This window comes from Winogradskyella bathintestinalis (genome assembly GCF_030407435.1).
GTDB classification, from domain to species: Bacteria; Bacteroidota; Bacteroidia; order Flavobacteriales; family Flavobacteriaceae; genus Winogradskyella; species Winogradskyella bathintestinalis.
The window spans coordinates 864023-888123 of the sequence record NZ_JASDDK010000001.1 but is presented as its reverse complement, the minus strand read 5'-3'; the positions used below and the strand labels follow the sequence as shown (position 1 = coordinate 888123).

General features: G+C 34.5%; 18 protein-coding genes. 10 read left to right on the top strand and 8 right to left on the bottom strand.

What is annotated here, in order from left to right; genetic code table 11:
- Window positions 1-111: 111 nt before the first annotated feature.
- A complete protein-coding gene (locus QMA06_RS03670; RefSeq protein WP_290205499.1) occupies window positions 112-1266 on the bottom strand; it encodes a homogentisate 1,2-dioxygenase in 1155 nt (384 codons plus the stop codon).
- Between the two features lie 77 nt (window positions 1267-1343).
- Here QMA06_RS03670 and QMA06_RS03665 point away from each other — a divergent pair, with 77 nt between their 5' ends.
- Both QMA06_RS03665 and QMA06_RS03660 read left to right on the top strand, forming a co-directional pair.
- Window positions 1344-1511, top strand: coding sequence for a hypothetical protein (locus tag QMA06_RS03665; protein WP_290205498.1), 168 nt, complete (start codon window positions 1344-1346; stop codon window positions 1509-1511).
- A 152-nt stretch (window positions 1512-1663) separates the two neighbouring features.
- The gene (locus QMA06_RS03660) at window positions 1664-2431 is read left to right on the top strand and encodes an XRE family transcriptional regulator (RefSeq protein WP_290205497.1); all 768 of its coding nucleotides are present in this window, start codon (window positions 1664-1666) and stop codon (window positions 2429-2431) included.
- 213 nt (window positions 2432-2644) lie between these two features.
- Here QMA06_RS03660 and QMA06_RS03655 read toward each other — a convergent pair whose 3' ends face one another.
- The 7 genes from QMA06_RS03655 to QMA06_RS03625 all read right to left on the bottom strand — a co-directional run bounded on the left by QMA06_RS03655 (window position 2645) and on the right by QMA06_RS03625 (window position 13657).
- A complete protein-coding gene (locus tag QMA06_RS03655; protein ID WP_290205496.1) occupies window positions 2645-2923 on the bottom strand; it encodes a F0F1 ATP synthase subunit epsilon in 279 nt (92 codons plus the stop codon).
- A 68-nt stretch (window positions 2924-2991) separates the two neighbouring features.
- Window positions 2992-4500 carry a F0F1 ATP synthase subunit beta gene (atpD, locus tag QMA06_RS03650; RefSeq protein WP_290205495.1) on the bottom strand — a complete coding sequence of 503 codons (1509 nt, stop codon included), beginning with the start codon at window positions 4498-4500 and terminating at the stop codon, window positions 2992-2994.
- Between the two features lie 170 nt (window positions 4501-4670).
- Window positions 4671-6218, bottom strand: coding sequence for an SGNH/GDSL hydrolase family protein (locus QMA06_RS03645; protein WP_290205494.1), 1548 nt, complete (start codon window positions 6216-6218; stop codon window positions 4671-4673).
- 15 nt (window positions 6219-6233) lie between these two features.
- A complete protein-coding gene (locus QMA06_RS03640) occupies window positions 6234-9017 on the bottom strand; it encodes a TonB-dependent receptor (RefSeq protein ID WP_290205493.1) in 2784 nt (927 codons plus the stop codon).
- Between the two features lie 173 nt (window positions 9018-9190).
- A complete protein-coding gene (gene glmS, locus QMA06_RS03635; RefSeq protein WP_290205492.1) occupies window positions 9191-11038 on the bottom strand; it encodes a glutamine--fructose-6-phosphate transaminase (isomerizing) in 1848 nt (615 codons plus the stop codon).
- Window positions 11039-11069: 31 nt separating this feature from the next.
- Window positions 11070-12836, bottom strand: a complete 1767-nt coding sequence (locus tag QMA06_RS03630; protein WP_290205491.1) for a DUF4270 domain-containing protein — start codon at window positions 12834-12836, stop codon at window positions 11070-11072.
- Between the two features lie 8 nt (window positions 12837-12844).
- Window positions 12845-13657, bottom strand: coding sequence for a glycogen/starch synthase (locus QMA06_RS03625; RefSeq protein WP_290205490.1), 813 nt, complete (start codon window positions 13655-13657; stop codon window positions 12845-12847).
- A gap of 110 nt (window positions 13658-13767) precedes the next feature.
- Here QMA06_RS03625 and panC point away from each other — a divergent pair, with 110 nt between their 5' ends.
- The 8 genes from panC to QMA06_RS03585 all read left to right on the top strand — a co-directional run bounded on the left by panC (window position 13768) and on the right by QMA06_RS03585 (window position 24072).
- Entirely contained in the window at window positions 13768-14616 is an 849-nt protein-coding gene (gene panC, locus QMA06_RS03620; RefSeq protein WP_290205489.1) for a pantoate--beta-alanine ligase, read from the top strand.
- A gap of 13 nt (window positions 14617-14629) precedes the next feature.
- On the top strand, window positions 14630-14980 hold the full coding sequence (panD, locus tag QMA06_RS03615; protein ID WP_290205488.1) for an aspartate 1-decarboxylase: 351 nt from the start codon (window positions 14630-14632) through the stop codon (window positions 14978-14980).
- Window positions 14981-14990: 10 nt separating this feature from the next.
- Complete coding sequence (locus tag QMA06_RS03610; protein WP_407704296.1) at window positions 14991-15935, top strand: lysylphosphatidylglycerol synthase transmembrane domain-containing protein; 945 nt, start codon at window positions 14991-14993, stop codon at window positions 15933-15935.
- Window positions 15936-15984: 49 nt separating this feature from the next.
- Complete coding sequence (locus QMA06_RS03605; RefSeq protein WP_290205486.1) at window positions 15985-17133, top strand: alpha/beta hydrolase; 1149 nt, start codon at window positions 15985-15987, stop codon at window positions 17131-17133.
- Between the two features lie 78 nt (window positions 17134-17211).
- Window positions 17212-18414: an alpha/beta hydrolase gene (locus tag QMA06_RS03600; RefSeq protein WP_290205485.1), complete on the top strand. Its 1203-nt coding sequence runs from the start codon at window positions 17212-17214 to the stop codon at window positions 18412-18414.
- 210 nt (window positions 18415-18624) lie between these two features.
- A complete protein-coding gene (gene radA / locus QMA06_RS03595) occupies window positions 18625-19983 on the top strand; it encodes a DNA repair protein RadA (protein ID WP_290205484.1) in 1359 nt (452 codons plus the stop codon).
- Between the two features lie 230 nt (window positions 19984-20213).
- Window positions 20214-23684 carry an isoleucine--tRNA ligase gene (gene ileS / locus QMA06_RS03590; RefSeq protein WP_290205483.1) on the top strand — a complete coding sequence of 1157 codons (3471 nt, stop codon included), beginning with the start codon at window positions 20214-20216 and terminating at the stop codon, window positions 23682-23684.
- A gap of 7 nt (window positions 23685-23691) precedes the next feature.
- Window positions 23692-24072, top strand: coding sequence for a TraR/DksA family transcriptional regulator (locus QMA06_RS03585; RefSeq protein ID WP_290205482.1), 381 nt, complete (start codon window positions 23692-23694; stop codon window positions 24070-24072).
- Window positions 24073-24101: the final 29 nt, after the last annotated feature.

Genomic DNA, 24101 nt, shown 5'->3' with positions numbered 1-24101 from the left:
AACTTTCGTATAGCGGAAGAACTCTAACTGCTGGCTTTACAGAGTTTGTTTGATTTTCAGCATCTTCAGTCTTTCGGAAGGCCAGATACGATAACTAACGGAAAAACTTTTTTACAACCACGACTTAAAATAGTCTTCATCAGCAATTTTTAAAGCTTCTTCTGTAACTTTAAGCGGTTTAAAGGTATCTACCATAACTGCTAACTCTTCGGTTTTCACCTTTCCAATACTTTTTTCCATGGTTCCAGGATGTGGACCATGAGGAATACCAGCTGGGTGCAATGAAATATGACCAGCTTCAATATCATTTCTACTCATAAAATCCCCATCTACATAATACAACACTTCATCACTATCTATATTACTATGATTATATGGTGCAGGCACGGCAAGCGGATGATAATCGTACATACGTGGTACAAAACTACACACTACAAAAGCGTCAGTTTCAAATGTCTGATGTACTGGAGGCGGCTGATGCACTCTTCCTGTTATAGGCTCGAAATCGTGGATTGAAAAAGCATACGGATAATTGTAACCATCATAGCCCACCACATCAAAAGGATGCGACGCATAGACCATATCAAAAATTTCGTCTTGTTTTTTAATTTTTATTAAGAAATCACCAGATTCGTTATTCGTTTCTAATTCTTGTGGCTGTCTTAAATCACGCTCACAAAACGGTGAATGCTCTAATAATTGTCCGAAATAATTGCGATAACGTTTTGGTGTATAAATTGGTCTGCGAGATTCCACTATGAATAAACGATTATCTTCCGTATAAAAATCGAGTTTATAGATTATGCCTCTTGGCACTAGTAGATAATCACCATACTTAAAATCTATATTCCCCAAGTGTGTTCTTAATTTTCCTGTGCCTTTGTGGATAAAAATTAATTCGTCAGCATCGGTGTTTTTATAAAAATAATCTTTGGTAGATTCCTTCGGTGCTGCTAATATGATATTACAATCGCTATTGGTCAAAACAATTTTACGACTGTCTAAATAATCGTTTTCTGGTTTTACTTGAAACCCTCTAAAACGATACGACTGCATATTATTCTCCTTCGCAATTTTTGGTGCAACGCTATATTGATTTCTTATTTCCTTAACCTGCGTAGGTCTTTGTTCGTGATAACTATTGGTGGACATGCCGTCGAAGCCAATGGTACCGAACAATTGCTCGTAATAAAAATCGCCATTCGGTTTTTTAAACTGCGTGTGGCGTTTTGGTGGAATTTTTCCTAATTTATGATAAAATGGCATGCGGTTGAGTTTAAAGTTTTAGGTTTAAAATTCAAAGTTTTGCTGACTGTTGATTGATGTAAATAATATTCAGCTATTTGCAATATTATAAAGGTACAAAATTTGCAGAGATTCCTGCTTTTGCAAAAATGGCATATTTACTCTGGATTCCTTTTGATAAGGAAATGAAGATGAAGTTTTATGTCTCGCCAGAATGGTTTCATAGTGTTACAAATATCGAAAAATTATGTGAAATTTTCAAATAAAGAACAGTCACAATGTTCTTGCAATTAAATAATCGACTATAGTCAACCTAAAAACAATCATTTTCATCAGCTATTATATATAGTAATTATTACTTATATTTGTAGTTACGATTAATAAATTAAAAGGGTTCCCACTTTCGTGGGAAATGTATATGAAACCTATTCAAGCCAATATAAAACATTTAAGAGCTCTAAAAAAGTTATCTCAAGAGCGTTTTGCAGACGAACTCAACTGGACACGCTCTGTTGTCGGTTCTTACGAAGAAGGACGCTCAGAACCACCAATAGATCGTTTAGTTGATTTATCTAATTATTTTAATATTCCAATTGATATTTTGGTAAAGAACGATTTACGAAAAGCAAAAGACATATCTTTTATTGAAGTTGGTAATAAACGTGTATTATTTCCTGTAACAGTAAATGAAGATAACGAAGATTTAATTGAAATAATACCCGCTAAAGCAACGGCAGGTTATTTATCTGGTTATGACGACCCTGAGTATATAGAACAATTACAAAAAATTAAATTACCTTTTTTACCTACAGGAACACATCGTGCATTTCCTATTAAGGGAGATTCTATGTTACCAGTAAAAGATGGAGCTTTTATAGTCGCCAAATTTATGGAAGACATTAACGACGTTAAAAATGGACGTACCTATATTATTTTAACCAAAGATGATGGTCTAGTTTATAAACGGATTTATATCCCAGAAAAGGATACTAAAAATATGTTATTGAGCTCAGATAACAAAAGTTACCAACCATATATAATTGCACGTGAAAATATTTTGGAAATTTGGGAGTTTACCTGTTGTATCAACACGCAAGAATATGACGAAAAGGAATTAAAATTGAGCAGCATTATGATGTTGTTTCAAGAATTAAAAGTGGAATTGGAAGCCGTAAAACGAATGTAGTTTATTTGAAACAAGTCGGCACTAAAGTTAGCATACAGAAGACTTGTTAAAGTAAATGATAATAATTAAGGGTTTTATTGCAGCAGAATAGAAAATCCTCTTATGATGGACTATTCTATTGAATTTATTATTGCTCAAAACGAATAGCAATAAAACATAAAAAAAGCGCGAAATAAATCATTTCGCGCTTTTCTAATTTATAATATAATTGAATTAATCTGCCAAAATTATTAGCTTATTATCTTTCAATTCTAAGGTGCCAGAATTGATAGCCAACCAAACCCCATTATCAGATTTTGTGAATTTAGCTTCAACATCTTTACCTAATTGAATATTCTTACTTTCAACTTTAACCTGCCCTTCTTTAAGAATAGAGACAATTGGTGCGTGATTATTCAACATTTGAAATTCACCATTAACTCCCGGCACTGTTACTGAAGTAACTTCTCCGCTAAACAATGTGGCTTCTGGTGATACTATTTCTAAATACATACTCTTTTAGTTGTTTGTTGTTAGTAGATGGTTGTTGGAAAAACTAGCAACCAACAACTATAAACCAATTACGCTTCAGCAAGCATTTTCTCTCCTGCCTCAATAGCTTCTTCAATAGAACCTTTAAGGTTAAATGCCGCTTCTGGTAGGTGATCTAATTCACCATCCATAATTTGGTTAAATCCTTTAATAGTTTCTTTAATATCAACTAATACACCAGGTATACCTGTAAATTGCTCAGCTACATGGAACGGTTGTGACAAGAAACGTTGCACACGTCTTGCTCTACCAACAGCCATTTTATCTTCCTCAGATAATTCTTCCATACCTAAGATGGCAATAATATCTTGTAATTCTTTATAACGTTGCAATAACTCTTTTACACGTTGTGCACAAGCGTAATGCTCATCACCTAAAATATCAGCCGTTAAAATACGCGATGTAGAATCTAATGGATCTACGGCAGGATAAATACCTAATTCCGCAATCTTACGAGATAATACCGTCGTGGCATCTAAGTGAGCAAACGTTGTTGCTGGTGCCGGATCTGTTAAATCATCCGCAGGTACGTAAACCGCTTGTACAGATGTAATAGAACCTCTTTTTGTAGAAGTAATACGTTCTTGCATCGCTCCCATTTCGGTTGCTAATGTTGGTTGATAACCAACCGCAGAAGGCATACGACCTAATAATGCAGATACTTCAGAACCCGCTTGTGTAAAACGGAAGATATTATCGACGAAGAAAAGTACATCTTTTCCTTGGCCTTCACCTGCTCCATCACGGAAATATTCTGCTATAGTTAATCCTGAAAGTGCAACACGAGCACGAGCTCCAGGAGGCTCATTCATTTGTCCGAATACGAAAGTTGCTTTAGAATCTTTCATAATTGATTTATCAACCTTTTGAAGATCCCATCCACCTTCTTCCATAGAATGCATAAAGTCATCACCATATTTAATAATACCTGACTCTAACATTTCACGAAGTAAATCGTTTCCTTCACGTGTTCTTTCACCAACACCTGCAAATACAGAAAGTCCACCATGACCTTTTGCAATATTGTTAATCAATTCTTGGATTAATACTGTTTTACCTACACCAGCACCACCAAATAATCCAATCTTACCACCTTTTGCATAAGGCTCAATAAGGTCAATTACTTTAATACCAGTAAATAAAACTTCCGTAGACGTTGATAAATCTTCGAATTTAGGAGCTTGTCTGTGAATTGGTAAACCTGCATCACCAGACTTAGGTAAATTACCTAATCCATCAATAGCATCGCCAATTACATTAAAAAGACGACCGTAAACATCTTCGCCTATGGGCATTTGAATAGGAGCACCAGTGGCTACAACTTCTGTTCCTCTACTTAAACCATCTGAAGAATCCATAGCAATAGTACGTACTGTATCTTCACCAATGTGAGATTGTACTTCTAATACTAATTTTGAACCATCTTGGTTATTAATTTCTAACGAATCATAAATCTTTGGAAGCTCTGAGCCAGCAGCGAATTCAACATCGATAACCGGTCCTACGATCTGTGCAACTTTACCTGTAACTTTAGACATTACTCTTATGTTTTTGTTTTGCAATAATTTGAATATGAAAAACCATCGGTTTTTCGCGCTGCAAAGATACAGTTTTATTTAAAAATAGAGATCTTTTTTTATGGGCTTTTTTTTATAAAAAAAGTGCGCTCAAATAGAGCGCACTTTTAATCATCAGAGTTATTATATTTTTATTGTAAAGCCGGTGAGTAATTTGTAGGATAATCTCCAGCCTTTGCTAAGTTACCAGAAGCTTCAAAATTAGAACCATAAGTAGCATCGATAGCTTTTAAGAAACTATTTGCCATTAAAGCATAACCTCTAGATGTTAGATGTACACCATCTAAACTTACTAGACCACCAAATACTAAATCTGTGTTTAGAAAATAGTCATCGAATTGTAAACCAGCTGTTGACGCTTCAACTAAAATAGAATTTAAATCTACTAAAGCCAAACCATTAGCAGTTGCTACTGCTTCGATACTCTGATTATATCCAGCTGTAGCTTCTTGTATAGCTGATAATTCAGCTGAATCCAAAGCGTCTACATTATCAATTCCGCTAACTGCACCTAGCACTAAGTTAGCTTGTTCTTGAGTTGGAGTACCTCCAGCTTGTAAAAGCCCCAAAACTTGTAATACATCTGGTGTTAAAACTACGGAACCATAGCCTTGTGCTAATGCATCTTGGTCTATTGGTAAAAGTAAAAGTTCATCTTCCGTCATTTGTCTAAAGCCTAATGGATTGGCTGGAGTCACAGGTACATCAATTAAAAATCGATTTGCACCTTCGTTAAAAGTAATCGCATATTGGCTCGCTAATGCTTGTGCATTTTCCAATGGTAATCCCTGCTGAACTAAACCTTGTGTAAAGATTCCTGTTAGAGCTTGAAAAAAACCAGTAAGATTGGCTGCAGTAGCTTCATCTAAAGCTAAGGCGTTGTTTGGCACCGTAGTAAAATATGATAAACTCGTAATATTCGGTAAGTTACCGATTGCACCTTTTGCACCATTGGTTGTTAAACCATCTACTAAGGCATTTAATGCCGCATCAAATGTTGTTTGCGGAGTTATATCGTCAAAACCTGTAGTTCCACCTGATGTTGCAAAACCTAGTACATCATTCCCGCCTACTTCAGATAAAGTGAAAAATGTAGGAGTCTGTGCAACCGCTAAATCTAATATTGAAGCATTCGGGGTACTGCCCGTAACGCGTACAGCATAAGGATTCGCTGCTGCCGGAAAATTTTGAATATTTCCATAACCTGGCGCCACTAAGTGAAAACTTTTTGCTCCTGGTATGCCTAAATTACTAAATGGACCTGTTGGATTGTTAGTGATATCTGTAGATACTGAAATAGGACCTATAACAGCTTCCAATGGAACCGGACCAGCACCACCAAAAACTAATCTTGGTTCAGTTATTCTCATACCGCCCAAAGTCAATCCACCAAAATTATCATTCATTAATGGTTGATTAAACATTCCACCTCCAGCTTTGGCAAATTGATCAGCCATTATATTTGGAAATGAATTCATTTGACTATTAATAAAAAGAGCATTATCTGTAAAACCTGCAGTAAACGAAGCCCCTACAGCTACAAAGTTTGAAAAATCAGCATCACCAGCCGTTAATTCAGGTAACGGTTCTGCTTCAGGAGAATAATCATAATCATCGTCATTACAAGCTGTAAATCCTAAAAGAACAGCAGATAGAAATATATATTTAATTTTTTTCATTTTTAAAACCATTTTTTATAAATTATTAATCGTCCAAGAGACGTAGTACAACGACCCAATATTACCAGTACCGATTGCTGTAAAATACTCATCTCCAAGAATGTTGGTAGCACCTGCTTTAAAAGTTGATTTAAAAGATGGTACTTTTAAACTAATTTGTGCATCAACTGTATGGTAAGAAGGAATATCACCATCACCGAAAGTTGCTTGCCAGAAATAGTTATCACTCCATCTCCATGCGACATTAAAACCAAAGTTCTTGAAAACTTCAGTATTACCAAAACTTGCTTTTGTCTTATGCTCTGGAGTATTAAAACTTGTTCTAAAATCTGGAAAAGCCGCCTGATCAAAATCTTGTTTAGTATATGTGTAACTTCCATCTAAATCAAAACCTCCAAATACTTTAGTTGATAATCCGATAGAACCTCCATAAGATTTTACATCGGCTTTAGAATTGGTATAGGTTTGGTATGTTGTAAAATCTCCATTGGCGATAGCAGCAACAGAAAGCGACCCATCACCTACCGTACCATATAATGGTGCTAAAACAGTTTCGTTAGAGATAAAATCTTTATACTGGTTGTAATACACACTCATATCTACGATAATCTTATTAAGTTTACCTCTATAACCAACTTCGAAAGAAGTAATTTTTTCTGGTTCTACTAAATCTGAATTTCCAATTTTTAATTCCGCAGGATTACCAGTTTCACCAAATGCTACAACAGAAGAAGCTAAGTATGAATTATTATAAGCAGAACCACCTGTTTGAGTTATCACCCCAGGTTGTCCGAATCCTAACTGACCCGCAGCACTAACATCATAATCTCTAACATAACGGTCTAAGTTATCTGGCGCACCACCGATTAAGATTGCTCGTCCGGCATCAAGACCGATAAATAAATCTTGCGTAACCGGATTTCTAAATCCTGTTTGTACCGAAGCTCTTATGTTGTGATCTCTATTTACTGTTAAACCTGCCGATATTCTTGGTGATAAAAACCCGTCGAAAAATTCAGATTTATCATAACGTGCAGACCCAGTTAATTTTAATTTCATGTCTTCACTAAGATCAAATTCTTTCTGCAATTGCGTATAAATTCCAAATTCTGAATAATTTATAGGACCATCGTAATCTGTATAAATCGTTCCATCAGAATTTAATTCGTACTGTCTGTAAGAACCACCGACCTGGATATCAATAACATCCCATAAATGGCTAAAATTGTAATTAGCATCAGCATGTGTGTAGTTAGAATTATCCTGAAATTTTGAACCTGTGGTTAAATCAGGATCATTTATACTTCGGTTAAATGCATTTTTAAAATTTGTAGAACCTGGCTCAAAACGTCCTGTATCAGCAGCTTGACGCGCCGCTATATGTGCCGCACTGTCAGTAGCACCACCTAAGGTTTGGCCTAAATATTCTGCTACATATTCCCCAAACCAAGTATTATCATCTTTCCATGCTCTGTTGATATTGATTCCTGTAAATATCATATCATACGAATCACCTGCTTTGTCAGAAACTATATAACCTCTCACAAAAAAGTTATCATTTCTAACCTCAATTTTGTGCTGTTGTTGAGAAAAGTTAGCGATATTATATCTGTTGGTTCCTTGATAAATAGTATTTCCTGTACCGAATTTACCAACATATTGTATTTCAAAATCATTTTCCCATGGTCTAAAATACAGACCCCAATCGGCTTTTATACTCTCGGCATTGTAATCTGTTAAATCACGTTCTTCATAACCTGTTCTACTAACCTCTACAGATGGAATTAAAGCATTAGACCCTGCAGGTGCTAATCCCATACCTTCTAATAAAAGCGCCACGTCTTTAATATCCGCAGAAACTTCATCACCATAAATGTTATAACCGTCGTAATTAAGACTTGATCTATCATTACCGGTGCCAGGTTTGCCATTATAGTTGTTAGCCGTCCAATCGGTACCCTTTAACCAACCAAAATTAACTTTGGCAGCAAATTTTTCACTGAATTTATAAGCCATTCTAATTCCAGAATCTCTATAAGTGTTATCTCCACCAGCATCTTGTGATGTAATTCCTTGTTTATGATAACCACTAATGCCTTGAAAATCGAAAGGATTTTTACTTCGCATAAATAAAATACCATTAAAGGCATTTGCTCCATAAAGTGCGGAAGCAGCACCAGGTAAAAGTTCTACGCTAAAAACATCTGTTTCATTCATTCCTACTAAATTTCCAATAGGGAAATTTAATGCTGGAGCCGAATTATCCATGCCATCTACTAGCTGCATAAATCGTGTATTTGCAAATGACGCAAATCCTCTGGTGTTAACCGACTTAAAGGTTAAACTATTGGTATTTACATCCACCCCCTTTAAATTTTCTAATCCGTCGTAAAAACCTGCAGATGCTGTATTTTTGATTTCTTTTAAACCAAAACGCTCAACAGTCACGGGAGACTCAAAAATTCGTTCTGGAGTACGAGATGCTGATATTACAACTTCATCGAGTGAGTTACCTTCTTCTAGTGTTACATCTACGGTTTGATTATTTGTGGTGATCTCAATAGTTTGAGATTCAAAGCCTGTATATGTTACTCGAATAGAGAATGGTGGTTCTTGTTCTACCGTTAAAGTAAAGTTACCATCAAAATCGGAGACTGTACCAGAACTTGTGCCAACGACTACGACATTTGCCCCTGGTAAGGGCAGCCCAGAATTGTCATTAATTTTACCCTTTACTGTGGTTTGTGCAAAAGATACCACGCAAAAAAGCATAGTGAAAAGCTTTAAGATTGTCTTCATTTTAGAAAATTAGTTAATTTATTAGTTGAGCAATTTAATTAAATATATGAAAATTCAATAACAATTTCTTATAAAATTATGCGTGCATAATAATTTTTCAAAAAAACAAAGCCTAAAAATTGAGAATCATTCAATTTTTAGGCTTTGAAATGCAATGTTAGCAACTTTATCTATTACTCTACAGTTACAGACTTCGCTAAATTTCTCGGTTGATCTACATTTTTCTCTAACATTACAGCTATATGATAAGATAATAATTGTAATGGAATAGTTGTTAATAATGGGGTTAAACACTCTAATGTTTCTGGAACCTCTATGACATGATCTGCCAATTCTTTAACACTTGTGTCTCCTTTTGTAACAATACCAATAATTTTACCTTTTCTAGATTTTATTTCTTGAATATTACTTACAACCTTTTCATAATGACCTTTTTTCGTAGCGATTACAAAAACTGGCATTTGCTCATCTATTAAGGCGATCGGTCCATGCTTCATTTCTGCTGCAGGATACCCTTCGGCATGGATATAGGAAATTTCTTTTAATTTTAAAGCACCTTCTAAAGCAACAGGAAAATTATATCCACGTCCTAAGTATAAACAGTTTTTAGCGTCTTTATATATTTCTGCGACAGTCTTAACATAAGCATCAGATTTTAATGCCTCTTCAACTTTACCAGGAATAGTTTCGAGCTCAATAAGGTGGTGTCTAAATTCTGAACTAGACATTGTACCTTTTGCTCTTGCTAAACGTAAAGCAATTAATGTTAATACTGTAATTTGAGTTGTGAAAGCCTTAGTTGAAGCGACACCAATTTCTGGACCAGCGTGTGTATAAGCACCTGCATCCGCTTCTCTTGCAATAGAAGAACCTACAACATTGCAAACACCAAAAACAAAAGCTCCTTTAGATTTTGCTAATTTTATAGCTGCTAAAGTATCAGCCGTTTCTCCAGATTGCGAAATTGCAATTACTATATCTTTTTCAGTAATTACAGGATTTCTATACCTAAATTCTGAAGCATATTCTACCTCAACAGGAATTCTTGCTAAATCTTCAAAAATATATTCTGCAACCAGTCCGGCGTGCCAAGATGTACCACAAGCTACAATAATTATACGATCCGCAGCTAAGAATTTTTTCATATTATCCTCAACACCTGCCATTTTTACAATAGCTTCGTTGCTTAACAAACGACCTCTAAATGTATCTAAAATAGCACTAGGTTGCTCATAGATTTCTTTGAGCATAAAGTGGTCGTAACCTCCTTTTTCAATTTGCTCTAAATTAAGTTGTAGCTCTTGCACGTAAGGATCGACTAGAGCATCGTTTTTAATTTTTCTTATTTTTATATCTTTACCTCTTCTAATGATTGCCATTTGCTCATCTTCGAGATAAATAGCATTTTTGGTGTATTCAATAAATGGAGAGGCATCACTCGCTATAAAAAACTCATCGTCACCAACTCCTATAGCTAAAGGACTTCCTAGTTTAGCCACTACAATTTCATTAGGTTTGTTCTTATCAAAGACTGCTATAGCATATGCACCAACAACTTGATTTAAAGCTATCTGAACTGCTTTACCAAGTTTAATATTTTCATTTTTCTTTACATCCTCAATAAGGTTAACCAATACTTCCGTATCGGTATCTGATTTAAATGTATAACCGCGTTTAATTAATTCTTTTTTTAATGAATCGTAATTTTCTATAATTCCGTTATGAATAATTACTAAATCACCAGAATTAGAATAATGAGGGTGAGAATTTACATCGTTTGGCACACCATGTGTCGCCCAACGTGTATGTCCAATACCAAGTGTGCCATTTGTAGATATTGAATCATCAATCTTATCTTTTAAGTCAGATACCTTTCCTTTAGTTTTGCAAAGTTTGATATTATTACCATCGTATAATGCTATACCAGCACTATCATAGCCTCGATATTCTAATCTTTGAAGACCCTTTATAACAATAGGGTAAGCCTCTCTATGGCCAATATACCCGACAATTCCACACATAGGTTAGTTGTTTTTAATTAATTTTGGTTTTTTAATCACAATTTTCACCATTAGGACAACAGTCCACACCTTCTGGGCAGGTATAATAAATCTCTAAAGACACACGTTTTGTTTCATCATCACTGTTGCTACCGTGCAATATAGTACCCCTTGGTGTTAATATTGAACTTATAGGCACCGCATAATCATCAGTACCTTTTACTTTTTTCTGTAAAGCACTTCCAGATGTTCCTTCCAAATTAACATTTAAAGAAACAGCCAAACCAAGTTCAACATTAGTAGAATCGCGTAATATAAGATTATTTATATGTTCAGTGATTTTTAATTTATATTTTATACCTGCACTTTGAGAATCGTCTTCATCCACACGTTCTAACATTCCTAGGTGACTTAATTTGGAAAATTCAGGTGTGTTTTCATTAGAGCCGGCTAAAAAATAATCGACTACTGGCAATCTGTGGTCCTGATTGTAAACGTATATACGATTAGGCTCATTTTTAGGATCACCACCTAGAGCATTTATCTGATTTTGATCTACGTAAAATACTAAATTAGCTTCATTTATTAAGCGCTTTGATCTAACATAATTACCGTTATCATCGGTTTCAACGTAAGCATTTTTAAATGTTTCAAAGGCGTTTGTCAAAGGAGCCCCATCTAAGTCTTCACCATTAAAGAGTTTTATACCAGCAACGGATCCTTCACCACCTTTAAGATAAATTCTATTATCTCCGGTTTGTTCATCTCCTGTATCAACAGGAAGTGTAAAATCATTGTCAAAGAAATTAATTTTATTAGATCCAAAATTAAGAATATAAGTTCCTGTCTCTGTATCACCAGGATCATCTGTAGTAGACGTTGTAAGTTTCTTGTAATATATTTTAATATTGGCGTTGGTCGTATTCAATATAAGATAGCTACCTTTTCCATCAACTGGTTCTGCTAAAAAATAAAGCCCTCTAAAATAATCTAAAAAATTATTTTGATTACTCAATTCAACATCTCCTTCTTTATCGATAATTTTATTTTTCCAAAAATCAGGATGCAGCATAACCCTGATCCCAGGAGCTTGTGTTTCTAATAATGTCTTGTCTCCTTCTTCATTTAAGTTGTTCACATCTTTTAAAGCGTAGCCCTTATTATTTACAACAATGTTGTTGTTATCTACTACACTCATTACAGGATTATCACCATTTGAATATTCTACAAAAACAAGTTCCTCTCCTAATAAAGCATTTGAAAAATCTCCAGAACCTTCTGCCGTTTTGTTTGAATAATAGACCTGACCTTCATTAAAACCAGCACTCGGATTAAAATCCCTTAAAAAATAATTATTTTCAAAAATTCTTAAATTAATGTTATTGTAGGTTTCTAAATCTGGTAAAATTGAATCAACATCATACGTAGTATTACCACTATCGTCAAAACCCGTTGCTTCACTAAAGTATGGGATTGTTAGCACTACAGAATCTATTACGGTCTCATCACCAAAATCGGGATTGTATGAACTTGCCGTTATCTGAGACACAAAACTTGATGTTGTTCTCCCATAAACATCGTCATAAATTCCTAAGGTACTTAATCCAAGTTCATTTGTTTGTATCGGGTTTTCTAATGGATCAAACGCCTGAGTGTAAGTGATAACATCATAGCGCTCTGAAAGAATATCGAAATTAGTAGCAATATCATTATTAATAACATCAGATTCTATAGAAGCAAAATCCTTATCGCAAGCAATAAATGTAAGTACAATTAAACCAAAAGAGACAATCTGTAAGGCAATTTTATTTTTTTTCATAGGTAATATTAACTGTTTAATACAGTATTGTTGTAAAACTCGGTATAAGGATCTGCAAATTCTTCAATAGAATGATAATCTAATACTGGTTTTGTTAAATCGTTTATATACGCATCTAATTCTTTAGGTAATTCTTCCGACCCTCTAATTATAGCATCAGAATTATCTATAGCAATTTTCATTAGATTAACATAATCTGGTTGCTCTAAAGGTTTTGTTGCTTCCGCACCAATACCATCGAAACTTACTTTAGAGAGCATACTTTTATCTAACGTACCTTCAAAGCTTTGATTGTATACAGAGGTTACTATTTTACTTTCCGTAAATAGCGGCTCTGTTTTATAGAATTCTTTTAAGTATAATGGAAGTAATGATGCTAACCACCCGTTGACATGAATAATATCTGGAGCCCAATTTAATTTTTTTACCGTTTCTATAACACCTTTAGCAAAGAAAATAGCGCGTTCGTCATTATCTGAAAATAATTTACCATTCTCATCTGTTAAAGTGGCTTTTCTTTTAAAATACTCTTCGTTGTCTATAAAATAAACCTGAATACGCTCTTTAGGTATTGAAGCCACCTTAATAATTAATGGCATATCTAGGTCATTAATAACTAGGTTGATACCAGAAAGCCTAATAACTTCGTGAAGTTGATGTCTTCTTTCATTAATATTTCCAAAGCGAGGCATAAATATTCTTATCTGGCCTCCTTGTTTGTTCACCATTCGTGGAGCTTCAAAGGACATTGAAGAAATCTCAGTTTCAGGCAAATATGGAACTACTTCCGAGGACACATACAATATTCGTTTATCTTTCATAAATCTGCTGCTTTTTGAATTTAATAGTAAAAAACATGCAAAATTACAAAAATTTGTGCAGATTGCTAGTATTATATTATGTTTGCATGCGTTAAATTTTTGTTACAGCATTGAAGAATTTTCAGAATAAAAACGAACTATCAAAATACATTGGTAATTTAAAAGCTAATGGAAGCTCAATTGGGTTTGTGCCAACAATGGGAGCCTTACATAAAGGACATTTATCCTTAGTAGACAAAGGATTAAGCGAGAACAACTTTGTTGTTGTAAGTATTTTTGTTAATCCCACTCAGTTTGATAATCAAGACGATTTAGATAAATATCCAAGAGATTTAAGTGCCGATATTTCTCTACTACAAACGGCAAGTAAGGATAAAATTATCCTTTACACTCCAACTGTTGAAGATATTTATGGCAATCATATTGTATCGCAATCTTTTACTTTTGATGGTTTAGAGCACGAAATGGAAGGTGCTTTTAGAAGCGGTCATTTTGATGGTGTGGGCACTGTAGTAAAACGCCTGTTCGAAATAGTAACACCAGATGCGGCTTATTTTGGAGAAAAAGATTTTCAGCAGCTACAGATTATTAAAAAATTAGTGGAATTACATCAGCTACCTGTAAGAATAGTTGGTTGCCCAATTAATAGAGCAGATGATGGCTTAGCCATGAGTTCTAGAAATGAAAGATTAACACCAGAACATCGTTCAGTAGCTCCTTTTATATATGAGACATTAAATACTGCCAAATCAAAGTTTGGCACAAAAAGTGCTAAAAACATATCGGAATGGGTGACTCAGCAATTTAAAAATGAACCACTTTTAGAATTGGAATATTTTATAATTGCCGATGTTTCAACCTTAAAACCAATAAAACGAAAATCAAAAAAAACATATAGAGCGTTTATTGCTGTATATGCGGGCGATATAAGACTTATAGATAATATCGCCTTAAATTAATTATCTTTGTGGCATGCAAATTCAAGTTGTAAAATCTAAAATTCATCGTGTAAAAGTTACAGGAGCAGCACTTAATTACATTGGCAGTATTACTATCGATGAGGACTTAATGGAAGCAGCTAATATAATACAAGGCGAGAAAGTTCAGATTGTAAATAATAATAATGGCGAACGTTTAGAAACCTATTGTATTCCTGGACCACGAAATAGCGGAGAAATTACGCTAAATGGAGCTGCAGCACGCAAAGTTGCCGTTGGTGACATTTTAATTCTTATTACGTATGCGACGATGGATATAGAAGATGCTAAAGTCTACAAACCCGCTTTAGTGTTCCCAGACGAAGCCACTAACCTTCTAAAATAAATCGGTGCGTATATCCAAATCCATCCTAAAAGTTATTTTACCTTTACTCTTAGGAGTAGGATTAGTATGGTATTCACTTTCTAAAATTTCTGTACCAACATTAATTCAGTATTTTAAAGATGCCGATTATAGTTGGATCATCCTTGGCGTTTGTTTAGGAATTCTCAGCCATGCCTCTAGAGCTTATCGCTGGCTTTATATGGCAGAACCATTGGGTTTTAGTCCTAAGTTTGGCAATAGCTTTATGGCAGTTTATTCTGCTTATCTCATAAATTTTACAATTCCAAGAGCTGGGGAGATTGCTAGAGCTTCAATTTTAACCAATTATGAAAATATCCCATTCGATAAAGGTTTTGGCTCCATAGTGGCCGAGCGCGTAGCAGACACTATTATGCTACTTTTTATTATTGGCGTAGCGTTCTTTTTAGAATTTGAATTTATATATGCTTTTTTTGTCGATAAATTTAACCCCATTTCATTAATAATTGGCGTTACAGTATTAGTGTTAGTTGCCTTGCTATTTTTAATAATTATTAAGAAAAGTAATTCTAAATTCGCCGTAAAAGTAAAGGGATTTATTTCGGGTCTTGTAGAAGGAGCACTCAGTATTTTTAAGATGAAAAAAAAATGGGCTTTTATAGGTCATACTTTTTTTATCTGGACTATGTACGTGCTTATGTTTTATGTCACCACATATGCTTTGCCAGAACTACAAAATATTTCTTTGGCAGCAGTTCTTATCGGATTTATACTTGCCAGCTTTAGTATTGCAGCTACAAATGGTGGCATAGGGTCGTTTCCTGAAGCTGTAGTCATTTCTTTTTCTTTGTTTGGTATGGCTGAGGACCCAAGTCGCGCTTTTGGCTGGATTATGTGGTCTACCCAAACCTTAGTTATTATTGTAATCGGTGGTTTATCCTTATTATACCTACCTATTTATAATAGAAAAAAATAAACCGTTTGGAAATATTTTTTAACTTGCTATAATTTATTTATCATATAATATGAAGAATTTTTACCTACTATTTTTAGGTCTTTTTATAAGCTTAAACCTTCAATCTCAAGCCATTTATAAAACCATAGATTCAGAAAAGCTTGAAGGACAGCGTGAATTAAAAATACAATTACCGAGAAATTATAATCCAGAAGAAAAACGAACTTATCCTATAATTTTTGTCCTGGATGCCGATTATTTATTTGAACCAATTGCAGGAAATATAGATTATCAATCCTATTGGGAAGATATACCAGATTGTATTGTTGTAGGCGTTAACCAAGCAGATACAAGAATCGATGATTTTCACTATCATGAAGACACAAATTTCCCTATAGGTACAGGTGCAAAATTCTACGAATTTTTAGCTGCAGAATTATTACCATATATAGAAGACAACTATAAAGCTTCTAACTTTAGAATCATTTTTGGCCACGATCTAAGTGCAAACTTTATCAATTATTATTTATTTAAAGACGAGCCAATTTTCAGAGCTTATGTTGCATTTAGCCCAGAATTAGCACCAGAAATGACTAATAGATTACAACAACGCCTTTCAATTCTTAAGCAAGAAACGTTTTATTATATGGCAACTGCCGATGCAGATATAAAAGATTTGAGAGCGTCAACACTAAAGGCTCACGACATACTATCTACCATAGAAAATGAAAAATTATTTTATAAATTCGATGATTTTGAAGACGCCAATCACTACGCTCTCGTGGGGCGAGGAATCCCGAAAGCATTAAATGAAATATTCGGATTATTTAAACCGATTAACGCTAAAGAATATAGAGAGAAATTACTTACTTACGAAGGAACTCCGTTTGAATATTTGACCAAAAAATATGAGGATATCGAATATTTTTATGGTTTTGAAAAAGAATTAATTGAAAACGATATTAGAGCGATTGCCGCTGCTAGTAACAAAAAGGATGATCTCGAATCTTTAGAAAACTTAGCAAAATTAGTTAAGAAAAAATTCCCTGACTCTATGTTAAGCGCCTATTACTTAGGCATGTATTATGAAAAGGAGGGCAATTTAAAAAAGGCATTATTACAATACAAAAATGGTTTACTTTTAAAACCTTCACAATTTGTTGATAAAGAAATTATCCTAGAAAAAATGTACGATACGCAAGAGGCTTTAAATGATTAAATGCATTTCATCGAAAAAAATTGACAATTTGACGATAATTTAGTAAGTTTGGACTCCCAAACCTAAACCTACTTTATTATGAGAAAAACTATTTTAGTTGCTCTTGCGATTCTTGTTTATGTCTCCTCTTCTGCGCAAGTATTTTATAAAGAAATTGCTTCGTCACGTCTTAATTCAGAACGAAAATTAAAAATTAAGTTACCGAAAGACTACGACCCAAAAGCCGACGAGAAATATCCTGTCATTATTGTATTTGATGGTGATTATTTATTTGAACCTGTAGCCGGTCAAGTAGATTTTCAAACTTATTTCGATGATATGCCAAGTTCTATTGTTGTTGGCATTATGCAAGGTGAAAATCGATTTTATGATGCTTATTTTGACCCAGCTACTGGTCTACCCACAGAATCTGGACTTAGATTTCACGATTTTGTTTCAGATGAACTTCTACCATACATAGATAAAAATTACAACACCAGTAAATTTAGAGTCGCTGTAGGCCATGATCGCATGGGTAATTTTATTAATTCTTATTTGTATAAAGAGAATTTGGTATTTCAGGCCTATGTGTGCATAAGTCCAGATTTTGTAGGGTCTCTAAACAATTTTATTTCAAAACGTTTAGCACTTTATAAAGACGATATATTTTATTATTTGGCAACTGCGGAAAAAGATATTCCGGCTATTAGAGAGAGTATCATTTCAACAGACACTCAAATTGCCGCAGTAAAAAATCAGAATTTAACGTATTATTTTGATGATTTTGAAAACGATACACATTACACCTTAGTTACTGGTGCAATTTCAAGATCCTTCGATAAAATTTTTAATATTTACAACCCATTAAGAGAGAAAGAACTTGAAGAAAAAGTATTGCCTTATGAAGGTACTCTAGACCAATTTTTAACTGACAGATATAAGCGCATCGAAAAATTATTCGGAATTAAGCAAGAAATCAGTGAAGAAGAATTAGAAAAAGTAGCCAAAGTAGCGGAGCAACGTGAAGACTTCGAATCGCTTTATAAATTAGGTAAACTTGCTAATAAAATTCATCCTGAAACCTTACTTGGCACTTACTATTTAGCGCAATCTGCCGAACAATTAGGTAAAACTAAAAAGGCAAAGAAACTTTACGAATCGGCATTGGTACTAAATGACGCGCTTAATATAGATAAGGATTATATCGCTACTAAAATTGAAGAACTAGCCGTATCCTTAGTTGATGTCGATGATGAAGATTTAGAAGAATTAGAAGAGGAGGACGATAATGAAAACGAATAAAAGACTTAGATTATCTACAGACTATTTTTTTGAATCACTATTCATTAAGTCAAAGGCATATTTGTTTTCTAATTGGCCTTCAAAATTAGCCACTTTAAAAGTTTTAGCAATTGTTAATTGGTTTAAGGACATCAACTAAATTTGTCTTAATTTTACCATATTTTAATTGAAGAACTCTCTTCCGAAATTTCGGAATTACGAAAAATAAATATGGCTAAAGTAAAAACAACTTTTTTTTGTCAGAATTGTGGTAGTCAATATGCCAAATGGCAAGGACAATGCACATCTTGTAAAGCATGGAACACTATAGCAGAAGAAGTAATTCAGAAACCCGAAAAGAGTGATTGGAAAACACCAACCTCAACTACAAAACGGACCTCCAAGCCTTTGCTGATTAACGATATCGACACCTCTCAAGAAGCGCGCTTAAATCTACAAGATAGTGAATTTAATCGTGTTCTTGGTGGAGGAATGGTCCATGGATCTCTCACCTTATTAGGCGGAGAGCCTGGCATTGGAAAGAGTACACTTTTACTTCAAATTGCATTAAAATTACAATACAAAACCTTATACGTTTCCGGGGAAGAAAGTCAAAAACAAATTAAAATGCGTGCAGAACGCATTAATCCGAGTAGCAATAATTGTTACATTTTAACCGAAACGAAAACTCAAAATATTTTCAAGCAGATTGAAGCTTTAGAACCTGATATCGTAATTATAGATTCAATTCAAACGTTACATAGTGATTTTATAGAATCGTCGGCAGGCAGTATTTCCCAAATAAAAGAATGTACCACTGAACTTATTAAATTTGCTAAAGAAACAGCTACTCCTGTTCTTTTAATTGGACATATCACTAAAGATGGCCATATTGCTGGTCCAAAAATTTTAGAACACATGGTCGATACGGTTCTTCAATTTGAAGGAGATAGAAACCATGTATTCAGAATTCTGAGAGCTAATAAAAACCGTTTCGGTTCAACTAACGAACTTGGTATTTACGAAATGCAAGGATCGGGCTTACGAGAAGTATCTAATCCATCCGAAATACTAATTTCTGAAAAAGATGGCGAATTATCTGGTAATGCAGTAGCCGCAACTCTTGAAGGTCTACGTCCCTTAATGATTGAAGTGCAAGCCTTAGTAAGTACAGCCGTTTATGGAACTCCACAACGTTCAGCTACAGGTTTTAATGCCAAGCGACTCAATATGCTATTAGCCGTTTTAGAAAAACGTGCAGGTTTCCGGCTAGGCGCAAAAGACGTGTTTTTAAATATTACAGGAGGTATCACTGTTGACGATCCTGCCATAGATTTAGCCGTTGTTGCTGCAATTTTATCATCGAACGAAGATGTCGCTTTAGAAAGTAACTATTGTTTTGCTGCAGAAGTTGGTTTGTCTGGCGAAATAAGACCAGTACAACGTGTTGAACAACGTATTTTGGAAGCTGAAAAATTAGGCTTTTCTACCATTTTCGTTTCTAAATACAATAAAATTGGGTTAAAGAATACGGGTATTAAGATTCAACTAATTTCAAAAATCGAGGATTTGGTTGGGTTTTTGGTTTAAAAAATACCAATCATTTTTTATTCAGACCATATAAATTTTAAAAACTCGTAATCTTAAGTCCCTATGTGATAATCAATGATTTTCATGTTATTTCTTGCCATTATTGGCATTTCCCCACCAACAATTTCAACAAGTAACCGCCAATTGCTTACACTTTCCTTTTTTAGCAAAAGCCATCTCATTTTTCCTTAAAAATCATTATTTTCGCTGCTCGAAAATAAAACAGAATAATGAGCACAAAGTTCCCTGAATACAAAGGACTTAACTTACCAAACGTTGCTGAGGACATCAGCAACTACTGGGAAGCTAACCATATCTTCGATAAGAGTATCACTACAAGAGAAGGAAAACCACCTTTTGTTTTTTTTGAAGGTCCACCTTCAGCAAACGGCTTACCTGGGGTACACCACGTATTAGCACGTGCTATTAAAGATATTTTTCCTCGCTATAAGACCATGAAAGGTTTTCAGGTAAAACGAAAAGCAGGTTGGGATACTCATGGTTTACCAATTGAACTTGGCGTGGAAAAAGAGCTCGGTATAACAAAAGAGGATATTGGTACTAAAATTTCGGTCGAAGAATACAACGAAGCTTGTAAAAAAGCAGTAATGCGTTATACCGATATTTGGAATGACCTCACACAAAAAATGGGTTATTGGGTAGATATGGACAATCCTTACATTACCTATAAATCTAAATACATGGAAACGGTTTGGTGGTTGCTCAAACAAATCTATGACAAAGATTTAATTTATAAAGGTTACACCATTCAACCTTATTCTCCTAAAGCGGGAACTGGATTAAGTTCTCATGAGTTAAATCAACCCGGAACGTACCAAGATGTTACAGACACTACTGTTGTAGCACAGTTCAAAGCCAATGCAAATTCGTTGCCAGATTTCCTTCAAAATGAAGGTGACATATTCTTTTTAGCCTGGACAACAACACCTTGGACGCTTCCAAGTAATACAGCACTAACCGTAGGACCAAAAATTGAATATGTTTTGGTTGAAACTTATAACCAATACACCTTTGCACCAATGAATGTAGTTTTGGCTAAGAATTTAGTCAATAAACAATTCGATGGAAAATTTAAACGTGTTGAAACGAAACCAGAATTAATTGAATACAAAGTTGGAGATAAAAAGATTCCTTATTTTGTAGTTAAAGATTTTGTTGGCAAAGATTTAGTCGGTATTACCTACGAGCAATTATTACCCTACGCTTTACCAAACGATAATCCTGAAAATGCGTTTAGAATCATTTCAGGGGATTTCGTCACTGTTGAAGATGGAACCGGAATTGTACACACCTCTCCTACCTTTGGAGCAGATGATGCCATGGTTGCCAAACAAGCATCCCCAGAAGTGCCACCACTTTTGGTAAAAGATGAGAATGATAATTTAGTACCGTTAGTAGATTTACAGGGCCGTTTTAGAAAAGAAATAAAAGATGACATTTACGGTTTAGCAGGAGAATACGTAAAAGCCGAGTATTTAAATGACGATGAATTAACGGCTGAATTTGAAAAACAAAAAGAAAATTTAAAATCTGTTATTTCAAATCTTAAAGCATATTTAAGTGTTGATGAACGCTTAGCGCTAAAATTAAAAAATGAAAATAAGGCCTTTAAGGTCGAAAAATATAAGCACAGTTACCCAAATTGTTGGAGAACTGACAAACCTATTTTATACTATCCTTTAGATTCTTGGTTTATAAAAATAACCGATGTAAAAGGTAGAATGCACGAGTTAAACACCACCATAAATTGGAAACCAAAATCAACTGGAGAAGGTCGTTTTGGTAATTGGTTAGCAAATGCAAACGACTGGAATTTATCGCGATCACGATTTTGGGGTATTCCATTACCTATTTGGAGAACCGAAGACGGAAAAGAACAAATTTGTATTGGTTCTGTTGCCGAACTCAAAGAGGAAATGGCAAAGTCTGTTAAAGCAGGTATAATGTCTGAAGATATTTTTGCTGAATTTGAAGTTGGAAATATGTCTGAAGACAATTACAACACTATTGATTTACATAAAAATGTAGTGGATAAAATTGCATTAGTTTCGGCATCAGGACAACCTATGAAACGCGAAAGCGATTTAATAGACGTATGGTTCGATTCTGGTTCTATGCCTTATGCACAATGGCATTATCCTTTTGAAAACAAGGAAAAGGTTGATGAAACCTGGAGAAAGGCCGATTTTATTGCGGAGGGTGTAGATCAAACCCGTGGTTGGTTCTATACACTTCATGCTATTGCAACCATGATTTTTGATGATGTGGCGTATAAGAACGTCGTATCAAACGGTTTGGTTTTAGATAAAAACGGACAAAAGATGTCTAAACGTTTAGGCAATGCTGTTGACCCTTTTGAAACCTTATCTAAATACGGAGCAGATGCCACACGTTGGTATATGATTAGCAATGCCAATCCTTGGGATAATTTAAAATTTGATAGCGAAGGTATTGCAGAGGTTAGTCGTAAGTTTTTCGGCACGCTTTATAACACCTATTCATTCTTCACGCTATATACAAATATAGACGGTTTCGATTATAGCGAAGCCGATATTCCTTTAGAAGAACGACCAGAAATTGATCGTTGGATTCTTTCTGAATTGAATACTTTAATCCAAAAGGTCGATGATTATTATGCCGATTACGAGCCAACCAAAGCCGCACGAGTAATTTCAGACTTCACACAAGATTATTTAAGTAATTGGTACGTACGCCTAAGTCGAAGACGATTTTGGAAAGGCGACTACCAAGCCGATAAAATTTCGGCATATCAAACGCTTTATACTTGTATGAAAACCATTGCAAAATTAGGCGCGCCAATTGCTCCTTTCTTTATGGATCGTTTGTATTTGGATTTGAATGCAGTGACGAAGAAAGAAAATTTTGAAAGTGTACATTTGGCTGATTTTCCAACGGTCGACAAATCTGCTATCGATAAAATTTTAGAGCGTAAAATGGAAAATGCACAAACCATTTCTTCATTAGTATTATCATTAAGAGCTAAGGAGAAGATTAAAGTGCGTCAACCCTTGCAAAAAATCATGATTCCTGTTGATAATCAACAACAAAAGGAAGAAATTGAAGCGGTTTCAGAGTTGATTAAACATGAAGTAAATATCAAGGAAATTGAACTTTTACAGGATGCTTCGGACATATTGGTAAAACAGATTAAGCCAAATTTTAAGACGTTAGGCCCAAGATTTGGAAAAGACATGAAGCTGATTGCCAATGCCATAAAGGATTTGAATGCAAATGATATTAAAACTATTGAACAAAAAGGGCAATTAGATTTACAAATTAATGGAAAAAGCATTACCTTAGGAATGGAAGATGTAGAGATTACATCGCAAGATATAGAAGGATGGCTTGTAGCAAACGAAGGTGCACTAACAGTAGCTTTAGATGTTACCATCAATGATGATTTACGTAAAGAAGGAGTGGCAAGAGAGCTTGTAAATCGTATTCAGAATTTACGTAAAGATTCAGGATTCGAGGTTACTGACAGAATTGACGTACAACTTCAAAAACACGATCAGATTGTAGAAGCTGTTTCTTCAAATGAAGCGTATATTAAATCAGAAACCTTAACAGAAGATTTAAAAATTTTAGACAACTTAAGCGATGGTATAGAAATCACTTTTGATGATGTAAATACCAAATTGTTTATAAAAAAACATTAATAAAATTATGGCAACAGAAACCAAAAATAGATATTCGGATAAAGATTTAGAGGAGTTTAAATCTATTGTTAAAGAAAAGATTAAAAAAGCTGAGCACGATTTAGAACTTATAAAAAGTGCATATATGAACGACCACGACAATGGTACCGAAGACACAGCACCAACATTTAAGGCATTTGACGAAGGTAGTGCTGTGAATAGCAAAGAATCTAACTCGGCATTAGCGATTCGTCAAGAAAAATTTATTCGCGATTTAAAGAATGCATTGATTCGTATTGAAAACAAAACTTACGGTGTTTGCCGCGTTACAGGAAAACTGATAAATAAGGACCGTTTAAAATTAGTACCACATGCCACTTTGAGTATTGAAGCTAAAAATATGCAGTAAAATTTCTTTGAAAAAAGGGATCTCATAAA